Source organism: Candidatus Profftia tarda, assembly GCF_904848675.1.
Lineage (GTDB): Bacteria > Pseudomonadota > Gammaproteobacteria > Enterobacterales > Enterobacteriaceae > Profftia > Profftia tarda.
The window spans coordinates 37,003-53,378 of the sequence record NZ_LR890047.1 but is presented as its reverse complement, the minus strand read 5'-3'; the positions used below and the strand labels follow the sequence as shown (position 1 = coordinate 53,378).

Sequence of the window (16,376 nt, the reverse complement as noted above, 5' to 3'; positions counted from 1 at the left end):
TATAAATAAATAGAATAAAGCAATGAATAATATTGAAGATTAACCTAATGAATCATTTAATAATCTAAATAATGTAGTTGTACCTGCATGACCCTATATTAGATACTGAATCTTTTATGTGGTTCCAAGGTTTTATATTATGTTTGTATAGAGATAGCAATCATGCAGTAGGTAAGGCGCAATATCAAGCGTTATTAACAAGTAATTTTTATTTTTAAGTATGATAACGTACTTAATCAGTAACATTTGTATCAAATGCTGAATTTATTTATTTATCAAAAGAATAAACATTTTGTTTGTTAAAACCCATACCAGATTGGTTCAATAAACATATAGAACCTCTAAATAATATTTACAGGTTCTATATGTTTCCGTTTTATGTGAATCAGATATTTCTATCGATACTAGAACACTATCTATATGGTCTTTGTACTCTTATAGAGCTTATACTTATCTTTAATATGTTAGTAGTAAAGGTGATGATCCAAATAGCAGTATCTCATAAATCTATAAATGTAAAATAATAATAAATATTATTAGGTACTAAGGAAACATTAAATAGGCTAATAATTGAATGTTGGCAATTAACCTTTTGAAGATGGTTACATGCTATATAACTATATTTTTAAAAAGTAGAGTATGCTTGTGCAATAATAAAGAGCTAATCAAACATTGCATGAAATAATGTATTATTTGATATCAAGCAAACTAATAATGTTAATTATTCTCTACACTAGAGTATAAAAAAATAAGACCATAATAAAAATTATTATGGATATTACCCGATGACATATTTTACTTACTCAATACAATAACTCATATAAACTGGATATGCTCTATCTTGGTTATGTTATTCTGGTACTGATTTCATAGAAAGGGTTGGTTCAGAACCATAATGAACAAAATGACTTACTACCAGCAAATATAGCAATACAGTATCTTAATAAGATAACATTCTTATACTCATTAAAAATATTAGATTGATTAAAGAACATAATAAATATTAAAAGAGAAATATACATTAAACATAAAATTATAGAACAATATTATATCATTTAAAATTAGTGAGGGAGTTGACCTGTAAGCCGGGTTCTGTCGTGGATAGTCATTCCTCTAGGCCAATAATCGCTCACTGGCTCAAGCAGCCTACCCGGGTTCAGTACGGGCAGTACTATTGGAACCCTTATTTGGCCTTGCTCCAGGTGGAGTTTACCTGCCACGGACTGTTGCCAACCGCGCGGTGCGCTCTTACCGCACCATTTCACCCTTACCTGATCTCGCTTATACGAGCCATTGGCGGTTTATTCTCTGTTGCACTTGTCGTAAGCTTATGCTCCCCAGGAGTTACCTGGCACCTTGCCCTGTGGAGCCCGGACTTTCCTCCCCTTTTGTATAGTCTATTCTTTAGAATAAAAACTATAAAAGCGGCGACTATCTAGTCAACTCCGCATATATAATAATCTCTTATAATTTACTTGTCACCTATATTTTTAAGAGCATGTTTATATATAATGTTCTTTTGAACACCAGAAATTTTAGAAGCTAAAACTACTGCCTTCGAAACAGGAAGTTCTTTTTTGAGTAAAGTAAAGGTGCGGAATGCTTCAACTAGTATGGTACTATTAGTAGTTTTATGGCCCTCAATAATCAACACAATTTCACCACGACATCGCATATGATCTTCCAAAACCCAATCAAGCAATACGCCTACAGGTGCACCATGAATATTTTCCCATATTTTAGTCATTTCACGCGCTAAAACTACATAACGTTCATACCCCATAACCTCAACTATATCCCGTAAAGAATCAATCAGACGATGGGTCGATTCATAAAAAATGATTGTCCGTGATTCTTCAAGCAAGGAGAGCAACTTATTTTTACGTGATTTAGTTTTTGATGGTAAAAAACCTTCATAACAAAAACGATCTGAGGCAATACCTGAAGCAGAGAGAGCAGTAATAGCCGCACAAGCACCGGGCAAAGGAATAACTCGGATGCCTAATACACAACAGCGACGCACTAAGTTATACCCGGGATCATTAATTAGAGGCGTACCAGCATCAGAAACTAGTGCAATACTATGACCATGTTGCAATTTTTTAATTAATTGATCTATTTTCTGTTTTTCGTTATGATCATGCAGAGAGAAAAGGCTGGCCTCAATAGCAAAGTGCTTTAACAATATACCTGTGCGCCTAGTATCTTCAGATGCTATTAGATGAACAGTTTTTAAAGTATCCAAAGCTCGTTGAGTAATATCTCCATAATTTCCAATCGGTGTTGGAACTACATAGAGGATTGCAGTAGATATTACATAGTTATTATACTGATTCATTAAATTTATCAAGATAGTAATCTTGATCCCTTATACTAAGGAGAAATACGTATATGATTCTTGTTTACTGCTAAGTACACGAGTATATTATTTAGTAATACCATATAATTCTTGTAATTATAGTTCATAGTATTTTAAGGAAATATTCCTAACATTTTTGAAGAAAAATAAGATTAATATTAGTAATAATTATACGAGAATTCAGAGAGTTTGAGATGTTATTTACTATAATTTTAGTAATCGAACTAAACAAATGTTCTTAAGAGCAAATAAAAAATTAAAAAAGAGATAGAATTGATCAAGTATTAAAGTATTTGATAATTAGTTGAACGTTGTTATAAAATATTATTTACTGCTATAAGTTACTTGTTTTTATTACCAATACCCTATCTGTAGATAGGGTATTCTGCAGTTCTTCAGTAAGCAAAGACTATCAGATAGATTTTTTTATTTAATAAATTTTAATGTAATTTACTATCTTTTATGTATTAATGAGTTTTTGAGGAGATATTTTCATCCTTCAGTAATTACTGTTGCACATGCATAACGGCGCTCATCTGCTAAAGAGACATGGATAGAAATAATTCCTGCTTTCTGTGCAAACACAGCTGCACGATCGTGTAAATATAGAACTGGCTTGCCGAGCTTATCACTATATAATTCAAACTGAGAAAAATATAAACCATTACGAATTCCTGTACCAAACGCTTTTACTAATGCTTCTTTTGCCGCAAATCGTTTGGCGAGATAACGGACTTTATCATGATTTGCGAAATAGCGCTCTAATTCAGCAGGTGCTAACAAGCGCCTAGCTATTTGATCACCTCTGCGTAATACCATGTCTTTAATACGAGATATTTCAACTATATCAATACCTAGACCCAAAATAGTCATGATCGATGCACTTCCGATGTCACGTTTCTTTAACTAATATTTGCAGAAGGATCTTGAATATAAAATTCTGATACTTCCTAAATAGCTGTAAATCCTTACATAAGACTCGATAATTTGCTTGATATTATGGATATGTGATAAAAAGATTGTTACTCAATTTTATATTTTTCGATTCAAAAAAGCATAAATGCTTTCAAGGTATCATATCTAAATTTTAGATTGTTTTAGACTCATTGTAAACAGTCATACTAATTCCGAAATAATCACCTATCCAAGACTCACTGATATTTATATCAGATAGATATCCATTGAAATAATTTTGATAAATTATATCTTTAGTACACTACTTACTAGCCAATATTAGTCATCCAGCAATTTCAAAACTGTTTAGTTTAAAAAATACATATTTGTGATATCATACAATATTAGTCATAATAACTTATATTGATTACATCAATGAGTTAATGTATTAATTATTTAAATAATCTAAGAAGTGCCAGTTATTTTCAAAGAATTATCAATAAATTCTTTATCTATTAAGATCAGATCAAAATTATCAATATAATAATATAGTGATTATTCTTAAGTAAGAAATAGTAGAGTATTTCATTTACAAACCTATTCTATGATAGAAATATTACAGGAAGAATCAGAAAATGAACTTGGTATATATAATAATTAATATTAACATATATTAATAAATAAATGATAATAATTTATATTTAAAATAAATTTAATATTTTCTTTATAAAAAATGATACATACAATGTAACATTCATAAGATAAATTATATTAATATCATATTTTAATACAATTATTTAATAATGTAAAATTAATTTTTATTAAAATATATAGTATATTACATGATGTTTTTATTCTTAAGATTTATTATAATATTGTATTTTACATACACACTCTAGCATAATTATTTTTCTAAATCTCTAGAAAGCCATGAATATCTTGTATGCAGTGTATAAAATAAATGTATCTTTATACCTCATGTAGGATATAATTTATTGATTATCATTTAATCAAAATATTTAAATATGTATACAGTATAGAAGATAAGAAAAACAAAACACACATATAAAATATTAGTATTGTTGATAATAATTAATAACTATAGGTAAGATAATACAAACAAGATCAACATCTTATATTTACTTGAGCAATATTCTATAATACTTCCTAACAAATCAGAAGTTATAGTTAAGACGATAATAAATTAAAGAGTAATGTAACTTATTATGATTAAGAAAATAGATCTTAAAATTTTAGATTCGCGTATAGGGAATAATTTTTCACTCCCAACGTATGCAACTAGTGGATCAGCAGGTCTAGATTTATATGCTTGTTTAGATAAAAAAATTACTTTATCTTCTAATTCAACGACTTTAATACCCTTAGGTTTAGCGCTACACATCAAAGACCCTGGTCTAGCTGCAATAATCCTACCCCGTTCTGGTTTGGGCCATAATCACGGAATAGTATTAGGTAATTTAGTTGGTTTAGTAGACTCTGATTATCAGGGGCAATTAATGGTCTCCATCTGGAACCGAGGGAAAAGTATATTCATCATTGAACCAGGAGAACGCATTGCTCAGATGATTTTGATTCCTGTTATAACAGCAGAATTTAATCTAGTGCAAGATTTCGAAAAAAGTGATAGAGGTTCTGGTGGTTTTGGTCATTCGGGACGAATGCATACTTATTCATAATTTTTAACAGAGTTTAAATGGACGTGGTTTATAAATAATTAGTAGAAAAATTATCTATTTTATTAGAACATACAAGACGCAATAGTATAATAAAATATGAAAAGTCCATATGACGAGCAAAATAATTACTATTATATGTAACCCTTATCAAGATCACAAGAGTATAGAATGACTAAACTAACATTAATAACACATAATCTAGATGAATTTTAAAATTTCCCTAGTAACCTTAATTTGCCAAACATTAGAAATGTTATCCATATCACGTTGACCGATTATAACAAAATATTATTATATTACCATCAGTCTGGACCCTGCAGATATTTCCTGCCAAATATTTAGACATAGCAACTGATGATAATCGATTTGTTATTTCATAGAAAGCGCGATAAAGAGTAGAAGTCTTTAAAACTACTTGCACTAGAGAATAATACTCTTGCATAACCATTTATAATAAGATCTGTATTCAGATTATCTTAATGACTACTCATAACTATAAAATATAGACATCTTTTAAATAAACTGTTGCCTGTTAGAAACAAAGTTTTCAAAGAAAAGCAATGCACTAATATTATTTAATAAGTACTATTTAGAATGAATAAAATATTTTTTTACTAAAAAGTAGCCGCTATAAGTAATAGATGGAAATATTATATAGAACAATGAATTATCAATGCAAAACAACATTATAAATAGAATAATTCTGTCAAATAGATTACAGATCAGAACTATCCTAAAAAAGGATTATTTGATATCTCTTAGATAAAAGTAATTTATGTTAATACTAGAGCATCATAAGCACTTATTAAAAAAGAAAACGGTATTTCCATAATTAACATCAATATATTTTATACAATTCCTTAAGAGTAAGGATAAGTTCACATCAACTATAAGTTATCAGTCTCACGATATCGAACTTTTACCCAGAGTTTCAGATAAACTTTGGTCTTAAGCATAATTTCCATATCTTTGCGGGCTTCACTTCCAATCTTTTTAATCTTAGAACCTTGATTACCAATAATAATTTTCTTCTGTCCTGCGCGTTCTACTAAGATAAGTGCGTGAATATCATGTATGCCACGAGCGTTATAACTAAATAGTTCAATCTTGACTTTAAAAGAATAAGGTAATTCTTCTCCTAAAAAACGCATTAATTTTTCACGAATAATCTCAGAAGCTATAAAGATATTTGAATGATCTGTAATATGCTCTTCCGAAAAGAAATGCATTGACTCTGGAATTTTTTGAGAAACTATATTGGAAATAATATCAACGTTTGTGCCTATTTTAGCGGATATTGGTACAACTTCTATAAAATTCATCTGCTTACTAAGGAGCTGAATATGAGGAAGAAGAACTTCTTTATTCTTTATATTATCTATTTTGTTGATAGCTAAAATTACTGGCATTTTGACATCACGTAGCTTATTTAATATAATCTTATCTTCTTTTGTCCAGTTAGTACCTGCAAGAGTAAAAATAATTAATGATACGTTTTGTATGTCAATACCTGAATAAAGATGTATTAAACTATCGATGGGATAGTTTTTATCTGTGTGCAGTCCTGGGGTATCAACATATATAGCTTGGTATAATCCTTCTGTTCGAATACCCATAATGTTCTGACGGGTTGTTTGTGGTTTACGTGAAGTAATAGAGATCTTGTGACCTAATAATTGATTTAACAGCGTTGATTTTCCAACATTAGCATGACCAACTATCGGAATTAACCCACAAAAACTTTTTTTTTTCATTTAACAACCAATTCTTTTAGGGCGTGTTCAGCAGCAGTTTGCTCAGCTTTTCGACGACTTGCTCCTGTGCCAACTGCGGGTTTACTAAGACCGCTCACTTGGCAATGAATAGTAAATTGTTGATCATGCGCTTCACCACGAGCATCAACCACCCAATAAAATGGCAAAGGTAGATTACGTCCTTGCAATAATTCTTGCAAACGCGTTTTAGAATCTTTTTGTTTTTCACCAGGTCTGATATTATATATGCGCAAATAATACCATTCTAAAATTAATCGTTCAATAGTATTGATATCGCTATCCAAAAAAATACCGCCAATAAGAGCTTCTATAGTATCTGCTAAAATAGAATCACGCCGGAATCCACCATTTTTTAGCTCACCTGGCCCAAGGAGTAGACATTCTCCCAGGTTAAATTCACGTGCTATTTCCGCTAGAGTATCTCTGCGAACCAACGCGGCGCGCATGCGGCTCATATCGCCTTCATCAACACATGGAAAACGATTGTATAGTGCGTTAGCAATCACAAAACTCAAAATAGAGTCTCCTAAGAACTCAAGACGTTCATTCTGTTTGCTACTAGCACTACGATGAGTTAATGCTTGTAATAACAATGAGTATTTTTGAAAAGTATAACCCATTTTTTTTTGCAGCTGGCGAGTTATAATAAGATTCATGAGATACCAATAGATCTATAATAAATAGAACCCAAAGAATGCGAAATATTATGGCTTATCTTAGATATAATCTATTCTATAACAACTCAAAAATATAGTTCTGTGATAATACAATACTTATATACATAACCTTGTTCTAGAAAAACAATATACAATTAATTGTAGGAAAGATTGAAGTATTCATAATAAGTAACTGCATCAATGTGATGCACGCATAGCCTGACTAGCAATCATTATATCCCCGTGATAAATGCTGTGGATATAAATTATGGGCAGACGTTTTCTCTAGATAATGTTATTTTTATTTAACAATTTTCTTATATAACTATAAGTTAATAACTTTCTCTTATATATCAAACAGATAGTTAATATAGGGAACTTACGTCGAAAGAGATAGATCGATAACATTCATCTCTTATAATATGTATTATATATACCGTAGACTCTTTGTTTCATAAAAATTATTTGTTATATCATTACAATATACTTTATTATCCGAGTTATTTTATGTATTAATTTTTATCTATCAGACCAATGTTGGGTATTTTAAGAATATAATGGCTGCTACTTCTTGATTCGTTTAGAGAACTTTATCATAGAACTACATGATTAAGTATTGGTATTTAAAATATAAGATCATATTAGTAGCATTACAGAAACATCAAAAAAACAATCATTAATTTATCCTTTTTGCTTTATTAATATCAAGATTATGATCTATAGTAGTCAACACTCATGCTCTTCAATCGTAACGGATGTTTGCATAAAATAATTTAAAGTAATTTAGTGCCTTAACTAAGTAGTTATGTTCTGATATCATCTTTATCATGAAATTAAAAATTTTAAAAACCACTACTAAACAAGATATTAATGATAAATAATTAGATAGATAAAGCATCATGCCATAATTTAATTTCCATAAATCAGGGGTTTCTTATCAGTAGTAGTAGATAATAATATTTTATTTACTCTGAAATTAATAGCATATATTTTAATATAATATATCCTCATATATTACTTAGATTATCCTAGTATAATGATAGAAAAATAATGTTACATTGCAATATTTATAAGGTATCCATGAGTGTAAATAGTTTTACATTAATGTATCTTTTGTTGACAAAGGCAGGAATTCCTATAAACAGAAATGCACAATTACTCAATTGAACCAATGCGGTTCAGGCGTAATTTTGTAGGCCATTGACCTTCTTGCTTTTCAAAACTCATCCAAATTGCAGTGGCTCTGCCCACTAAATTACGCTCTGGTACAAACCCCCAGTAACGACTATCAGAACTGTTATCACGGTTATCGCCCATCATGAAATAACATCCTTTAGGCACGATCCATACTCCATATGGCTGACCTGGCTGACGATAATAGTTTCGGGTAACATCTTGAACATCCGGCATAGTGAGGATACGGTGAACAACAGTGCCTAGAATTTCTTGACGCTCATTCATGCGGTACCCATCTTTTACTTTTCGGTCTACGGATCTATGTAATAAAACACTTCTATTTATTCCGTTATTATGCTCAAAAGCCTGAATCCATTCGCTAGGTTCATTTTTAGTATAATTAATAGGCAATATTTGATTGCAGCTTTCACTACTTTTAATAGCAGAAGAAACAGTTAATTCTTTACTATAAGGATTATACGTCACTTTATCACCAGGTAATCCAATGACGCGCTTAATATAATCTAGACTAGGATCAAGAGGATATTTAAATACTACTAGGTCCCCATGTTTCGGATGACCGGTTGGAATAAGAGTTTGTTGTGTCAGGGGTTCTTTAAGACCATAAGCAAATTTCTCCACTAAAATAAAATCACCGATAAATAAAGTTGGCATTACAGAGCCAGATGGAATCTGAAATGGTTCATAAATAAATGAACGAATTATCAGGACCAGAGCCAATACAGGAAATATTGTAATCAATGATTCATACCAACTAAATATCGATGATTTTAGACTCTGTTTTTCCAAAACTTTAGATGTTTGTATGAGTAGACCACCGCTCTTTAGTCTACGTGAAAAATTAATTTTAAAGAGATTGATACACCATAGAATACCCGTGACCAATGTTGCAATCACTAAAATCAAAGCAAACATGTTAGCCATGTAATCATTCCTTTAATATCTACTTGTCATACTAGAAAACAACAAAACCCAAATAATATAAATATCCTAACTAAAGATTAGTTGCATGGATGCAATTTAACTTTTTCCAATATGCAGAATAGCCAAAAATACTTGCTTTGGGAGCTCTACATTACCTACATACTTCATACGTTTTTTACCATCTTTTTGTTTCTGCAATAATTTCTTCTTACGGCTAACATCACCTCCATAGCATTTAGCAATAACATTTTTACGCAGCTGCTTTACTGTTGAACGTGCAATAATTTGATTACAAATAGCAGCCTGAATAGCTATATTAAATTGCTGCCGTGGTATAAGTTTTTGTATCTGCTCAACTAGCTCTCGACCACGAGAATATGCATTATCTCGATGAGTTAAAAGAGCCAGGGCATCAACACGTTGATTATTAATCAAGACTTCTACACACACCATATCAGATTGTTGAAAACGCTTAAAGCTGTAGTCCAATGATGCATAACCACGAGAATTTGATTTTACACGATCAAATAAGTCTAAAACTACCTCGGACATCGGAATATCATAAGTCAGCGAAACTTGATTTTCATGGTAAATAATATTGATTTGGACACCGCGCTTCTCTATACAAACCGTCATTATGTTGCCTAAATATTCTTGAGGCAAGAGAATATGACATTCAGCAATTGGTTCACGCAATTCTTTTATACTATTGATATCCGGTAATTTAGATGGGTTATCCACAAAGATCACAGTACCATTATTCATTTCAATTTGGTACATAACAGTGGGGGCTGTAGTGATTAGATTTAAATCATATTCACGCTCTAAACGTTCCTGAATAATCTCCATATGCAATAATCCCAGAAAACCACAGCGGAATCCAAATCCTAGTACAGCTGATGTTTCTGGTTCATAGAATAGAGAGGAATCATTTAGGCTGAGCTTATCTAATGCATTACGGAAGGATTCGTGATCATCAGAACTAACTGGGAACATACCGGCATAAACCTGAGGCTTAACTTTTTTCAAACCAGTAAGAGGATTATCTGCTTGTTTAAGAATAGAAGTTAAGGTATCCCCAACTGGAGCGCCATGGATATCTTTAATACCACAAACTAACCAACCAACTTCACCGCACTTCAATGCATCACGATAAAACTGTTTAGGAGTAAAAATACCAAGTCTATCAGCATTATAGACTTGTCCAGTGCTCATTACTTTGACTTTTTCACCTTTGCGCAGTTCACCATTTTTAATTCGAACAAGAGAGACAACTCCTAAATAGTTATCAAACCATGAGTCTATGATCAGTGCCTGTAACGGTCCTTCGGGATCACCATATGGATGAGGGATATCACGAACTAAACGCTCAAGAACTTCAGTTATACCAACACCTGTTTTTGCTGAGCAAAGCACGGCGTCTATTGCATTTATACCAACTATATCTTCTATTTCCTGAGCCGAGCGCTTGGGATCAGAAGATGGTAAATCAATCTTGTTGAGAACCGGGATAACTTTTAAATTCATTTCAGTTGCGAGATAACAATTTGCCACAGTTTGAGCTTCCACGCCTTGACTGGAGTCAACTACTAGCAATGCCCCTTCACAAGCTGCTAATGAACGAGAAACTTCATAAGAAAAGTCAACATGTCCCGGAGTGTCAATAAAGTTAAGATGATAGGTTTCACCATTGTGAGCTCTGTAGTTGAGCATTACACTCTGCGCTTTAATAGTAATTCCCCGCTCACGCTCTAAATCCATAGAATCTAGAACTTGCGATTCCATTTCACGGTCCGTAAGACCACCGCAAATCTGAATAATACGGTCAGATAGTGTTGACTTACCATGATCGATATGTGCAATAATAGAAAAATTTCTTATATGATTCATTATTAATGATATTACCTGATGATTTCTATATTACTTAACATAAAACACACTAGTATATTTCAAGCAATTTTTTAATTTTAATACTATTTCAAAAATGTATGGATTTAAAAATTTTAAAATTTAATATTAATGATATGTCCTGATCCACGCAGGAAGACATAATAATATAAATAGTAGATAAAACTTGCGAATATCTAAGTGTCATGATTTGAAATAAGAAAATATATGCAACTATAGATTCCCGATCTATATTCCTATATACTTTTCTTATATTTATTTCATAAAATATATAATATTATCTATAAATTATCAGCAATTCTCTTCATGAAATAATAAATTATATTATAAGATACATGTTAATATCATATAATTAAAAATGTTTTATTCTCTAATTTATGTCAAGAAGATTTTATCAATATCTCGCACTAAGCGTATTTTATAGATGGCAATATTTTAAATATCATAGATAGAAAGATATAAAAGAAGTTTTCTGGGTAAAATGCGCTAAATATTTTGTAATCAAGAACGCAAAATTTTTTGGACGTCTGGTAATTACAGATTTTATATGAAAACATCACATTATAATTGAATTATCTAAGCATCGGGATGCTAGTGTACTCTGTCTCGTACTCCTCAATTAAGCACCCTGCAAACTTAGATTAATTCGCTATAATTCTAGGCTTTATGAGTCACTTAAGAAGTCCACAGATCTATAGTTTTGTCTCAAAGTCTTCTAGACTTCCTTAAGAAAATTATACTCTGAATAAATGCTCAATATTTAATTTTTGCATTATTATATCGGATGACGTACAGCGAGTTGTGTAACATTTTTGCTCCACAAAAATAAATCCGGGATCAGATTGCATCACTAAATTAGGAAGGTTCTTGATGATTATAGCATTAATTATTGTAATATTAAATATAACAAAAAGATATTTATTGATTAGAACACTAATGTGAAACTATCAGCCTAGATTTAACCCTCTCTTCTTGACGATCTTAAACAAACAAAATATAAATTAATTCCAACTATTTTATTTAACGTACTTTAAAAATTTAAGAAAAACCTAATCTCTCTCACAAGAGATAAGCATTGAGCTAGTAATAAAAATTCATATGCGTAAATTATTAGTAATATAATAAGATATAAGATATAAGATATATAAATAATTATATCATATTATGTTATGATGGCTTCAATAAATTCATGATGCTTTTTAAATATCTATTTATTATCAAAATACTATAATAATCTATGTTAAAAAATATAGAGCAAAATCCATAACTGATATTACAGAGAGAACGAGCAGCATTCTCATAATAATTATTATATGTCCATAGTTTAATAATATGATTAATATCAATCGTAAGGCAGTAATATTAAATGTACATCTAGAAGATTCACAGTAAGCATACATAACACGTGGTGACATTTATCAATAAAATTAATGAGAGATGATAACATATAGATAGGATAATGATATCTATAGCCACAATTCAGCACGGTAATTATATTATTGATATTCTTCCTATGGGAATCCCTATACATCGGAGATGTTAGAAGTATAATATCTTTAATAGAGATGATCGTATTCTACGAATAGTAATGCTGAGATATAGATACATTTACAAACATCATAACTACTAAACATTATGATAACACAATCGATAAAATAAGAAGATGGTCTAATCAAAACAATAAGAGCATGTTTATGCTAAACATATTAATAAAATAAAGAAAAACGCTAAGTATTTTATTAACTTGTCATCAATATCGAAGCTATTATTGAATAACTTGTCTGGTTAATGTCTATTGCATCACTCATTTAAATAATTTGCTGTTAATATAAAAAAATGCTTTCGAAATTCTATATGTTCCTTCATGATATTTTATCAAATATCAATCTAATAATCAGTATACTTTGATATACTTACTAAATAGTAATAAAGATATTTTTTGTAAAAAATCTTGAAATAAAATATAGAGCTAATTCATTAAAAATATATATAGACAACTCACTCTTATTATTCTTTCTAATATAAAAACTGTATGTTCTAAATACAGAAGATGCATAAGTATAGATATAAAATCTATGCATATTGTGACAGATTATTATGCAATGATCATGAATATTTTTGCTACATAGTATATTCTAAAGAAATATCAGAATTAATCTTTTATTAAATTTATTTTTTAGTGCTCACGAATCAACCTGTATTAAAAGAAGGGTAAACAGGTGTTAATACTTACATATTATTATAATTATTCATTATATTTAACTGTATACCAAAATTATATTAGATTGCCATTGTTCTAGCTATAATAGTACTAATTAAAAGCGTACATAATATAATAAATCTTAAATATAACAACAGTGTATAGTGACTAATTTAAGACAATATCAGACCCCCTATAAATAAAACATCCCCTCGTGATGAGAAAGTTGCATGCAGTTTCAGGATAAGCATTTATAATTTATATATATTAATCTATAAACATCTATATAGAAGAGATAGTAATCACTCCTGTTTACAGCATCCTAGTTTGCTAAGAATTGCTTAAGTATATTTTACAAATTTTTAAAGATCTCATCAAGATCAAAAATATAACTTCTATAACACAAAGAAATAAAATCTAAAAAGAGTGGAAAACTATTAAAAATAAGATATCTATCTTTAATCAAAGATAATAAATATAAACTGTAAAATTATACTATAAGGTCTCGATTCTTAGCCCTATGATACTAACCGAAAACAACTAATAAAACGCTCACAAAACAAACATGTAACATATTTAAAAAAAATAAGGGATAGAGTGACTAGAGCTAATGTGAGAGCATCATAAATCATCTAATAAGACAATTCAAATCTATCTGACAAAATCTTATTTACATTACTTAAATGATGGAGCTATAAGTTTAAAAATAATTACCCTGGGATATTACTTAAAAATATTGAGTAATAAATATTATTTTGAATAAAGTATTTATTTAACTATATGATAAAATTGATAATCATGCATACTTATTACATTTAAAATTGACTTTGTATGCTGATATATTTATTTCTTAGTAAGATACGACAAGTAAAAAAATAGCAAATTAATTTTAAGAATATTCACAATACATGTGTGAAATTAATATTTTCCGTTATTATAGAAATAATGCTATTATTAATTATAACTTTAGTAGATCAGTTGTATTTATTTAGTAAATTTAAAAATAAAAACTTATTGATAGATCAGCCAGATAATAGAATAACAATTCTAAACACTTTAAATCAACCCATTATTCACTTGTATATTATAAATCAAATATTACAAACAATTCTCCTATAAAATATCATTGTAGATATACTATAAAATATTTTTTTGTTTGATATAGATAATAATACGTAGATATATGCAATATAATATTCCATAAATTTATAGCCATATATTGCACAACAATGCATAAAAATATATTTTGCATTGAATTATTATCAACAATGAAAAATAAGGAAAAAGATGTTAAAGAACAAAATGAATATTGCCAATTACGATCTAGAACTTTGGAAAGCTATGAGCAAAGAAGTATTGCGTCAGGAAGAGCATATAGAACTTATTGCCTCAGAGAATTATACTAGCCGACGCGTTCTGCAAGCCCAAGGATCTCAGCTAACTAACAAGTATGCTGAAGGTTATCCAGGAAAACGCTTTTATGGAGGTTGCCAATATGTTGACTTAGTAGAACAATTAGCGATCGATCGCGCCAAAAAATTATTTGGCGCTGATTACGCTAACGTACAGCCACACTCCGGTTCTCAAGCCAACTTTGCAGTTTATACTGCACTACTGCAGCCTGGGGATACAATTTTGGGTATGCATTTAGAGCATGGAGGGCATTTAACACATGGTTCTCCAATAAACTTTTCTGGTAAATTCTATAATTTTATTCCCTATGGTGTTAACGCAAGCGGTCAGATTGACTATGACGATATCGCGAAAAAAGCAGAAAAATATAAAAATAAAATGATTGTTGGTGGTTTTTCTTCATATTCAGGAATTGTTGACTGGGCTAAAATGCGTGAAATTGCAGACCACGTAGGAGCTTATCTATTTGTTGATATGGCCCATATTGCCGGCATGGTAGCTGCTAATGTCTATCCAAACCCAGTACTATATGCTCACGTAGTGACAAGCACAACACACAAAACCTTGGCTGGTCCTCGCGGAGGATTAATTCTCGCTAAAGGTGGTAGCGAAGAGATGTATAAAAAATTAAACTCAGCAGTATTCCCAGGAACTCAAGGAGGACCCCTAATGCATGTCATTGCAGGGAAAGCTGTAGCATTCAAAGAAGCAATGGAACCCGAGTTCAAAGAATATCAACAACTAATTATCAAAAATGCTAAAGAAATGGTTAAGGTTTTCATAAACCGTGACTATAAAGTGGTTTCTGGAGGTACTGAAAATCATATGTTTTTAGTAGATCTGGCTCATAAAGATATCACAGGTCAAGATGCGGAGATAGCACTAGGTCATGCAAATATCACATTAAATAAAAATAGTATTCCAAACGATCCTAGAAATCCATTAATAACCTCAGGAGTGCGTATTGGGACTCCTGCAATTACTAGACGTGGTTTTAAAGAAGATGATGCACATGTACTGGCTAGCTGGATATGTGATATAATAGACAACATAAACGATCAGGTTACTATTAAAAAAATCAAACAAAAAGTTTTAAACATCTGTGCTCGCTTACCAGTCTATCAATGATAGATAACATATAATATTTATTTTTACTACTCAATAATGCTGTGATAATACACGGTAAAAAGTTACCTATTGCTCAAGAATAGCTAATTTTTAATCTAAAATTGTAATGAACTTTTTAGAAATAAATTGATTAACCTAATATGTTGTTAAATATTCGATCGAATATATGTTAAGAACAATTTGTGATAGGTAATCACTCATATTTAATATTTAATTAACTTCTGC

General features: G+C 30.3%; 8 protein-coding genes and 1 other RNA gene. 2 read left to right on the top strand and 7 right to left on the bottom strand.

The features are described from left to right. Nucleotides 1-1,065: 1,065 nt before the first annotated feature. The 3 genes from rnpB to acpS form a co-directional block, all read right to left on the bottom strand. Nucleotides 1,066-1,447, bottom strand: an RNA gene (rnpB, locus tag KTT71_RS00130) — RNase P RNA component class A. 24 nt (nucleotides 1,448-1,471) lie between these two features. Beyond that, complete coding sequence (gene rsmI / locus KTT71_RS00125) at nucleotides 1,472-2,338, bottom strand: 16S rRNA (cytidine(1402)-2'-O)-methyltransferase (protein WP_216782472.1); 867 nt, start codon at nucleotides 2,336-2,338, stop codon at nucleotides 1,472-1,474. A gap of 513 nt (nucleotides 2,339-2,851) precedes the next feature. Next, a complete protein-coding gene (acpS, locus tag KTT71_RS00120; RefSeq protein WP_216782471.1) occupies nucleotides 2,852-3,232 on the bottom strand; it encodes a holo-ACP synthase in 381 nt (126 codons plus the stop codon). A 1,247-nt stretch (nucleotides 3,233-4,479) separates the two neighbouring features. Between acpS and dut the strand changes: the two genes are divergently transcribed. Further along, nucleotides 4,480-4,950 (top strand): dUTP diphosphatase, encoded by a 471-nt coding sequence (dut, locus tag KTT71_RS00115; protein WP_216782470.1) that lies wholly within the window; start codon nucleotides 4,480-4,482, stop codon nucleotides 4,948-4,950. An 887-nt stretch (nucleotides 4,951-5,837) separates the two neighbouring features. Here the strand turns inward: dut and era are convergent. The 4 genes from era to lepA all read right to left on the bottom strand — a co-directional run bounded on the left by era (nucleotide 5,838) and on the right by lepA (nucleotide 11,392). After that, nucleotides 5,838-6,704: a GTPase Era gene (era, locus tag KTT71_RS00110; RefSeq protein WP_216782469.1), complete on the bottom strand. Its 867-nt coding sequence runs from the start codon at nucleotides 6,702-6,704 to the stop codon at nucleotides 5,838-5,840. Beyond that, nucleotides 6,701-7,381 (bottom strand): ribonuclease III, encoded by a 681-nt coding sequence (gene rnc, locus KTT71_RS00105; RefSeq protein WP_216782468.1) that lies wholly within the window; start codon nucleotides 7,379-7,381, stop codon nucleotides 6,701-6,703. Before rnc ends, era begins: the two co-directional genes overlap by 4 nt. Before the next feature lie 1,155 nt (nucleotides 7,382-8,536). Next, on the bottom strand, nucleotides 8,537-9,502 hold the full coding sequence (lepB, locus tag KTT71_RS00100) for a signal peptidase I (protein WP_216782467.1): 966 nt from the start codon (nucleotides 9,500-9,502) through the stop codon (nucleotides 8,537-8,539). 96 nt (nucleotides 9,503-9,598) lie between these two features. Continuing rightward, nucleotides 9,599-11,392, bottom strand: a complete 1,794-nt coding sequence (lepA, locus tag KTT71_RS00095; RefSeq protein ID WP_216782466.1) for a translation elongation factor 4 — start codon at nucleotides 11,390-11,392, stop codon at nucleotides 9,599-9,601. A 3,505-nt stretch (nucleotides 11,393-14,897) separates the two neighbouring features. On the opposite strand from lepA, the gene glyA reads away from it, so the two are divergent. Beyond that, nucleotides 14,898-16,151 carry a serine hydroxymethyltransferase gene (gene glyA, locus KTT71_RS00090; protein WP_216782465.1) on the top strand — a complete coding sequence of 418 codons (1,254 nt, stop codon included), beginning with the start codon at nucleotides 14,898-14,900 and terminating at the stop codon, nucleotides 16,149-16,151. The last annotated feature ends 225 nt before the right edge of the window (nucleotides 16,152-16,376 follow it).

Excerpts from the sequence above, each read along its gene's own strand:
- rsmI (WP_216782472.1), bottom strand. The coding sequence starts at position 2,338 with ATGAATCAGTATAATAACTATGTAATATCTACTGCAATCCTCTATGTA.
- acpS (WP_216782471.1), bottom strand. The coding sequence starts at position 3,232 with ATGACTATTTTGGGTCTAGGTATTGATATAGTTGAAATATCTCGTATT.
- dut (WP_216782470.1), top strand. The coding sequence starts at position 4,480 with ATGATTAAGAAAATAGATCTTAAAATTTTAGATTCGCGTATAGGGAAT.
- era (WP_216782469.1), bottom strand. The coding sequence starts at position 6,704 with ATGAAAAAAAAAAGTTTTTGTGGGTTAATTCCGATAGTTGGTCATGCT.
- rnc (WP_216782468.1), bottom strand. The coding sequence starts at position 7,381 with ATGAATCTTATTATAACTCGCCAGCTGCAAAAAAAAATGGGTTATACT.
- lepB (WP_216782467.1), bottom strand. The coding sequence starts at position 9,502 with ATGGCTAACATGTTTGCTTTGATTTTAGTGATTGCAACATTGGTCACG.
- lepA (WP_216782466.1), bottom strand. The coding sequence starts at position 11,392 with ATGAATCATATAAGAAATTTTTCTATTATTGCACATATCGATCATGGT.
- glyA (WP_216782465.1), top strand. The coding sequence starts at position 14,898 with ATGTTAAAGAACAAAATGAATATTGCCAATTACGATCTAGAACTTTGG.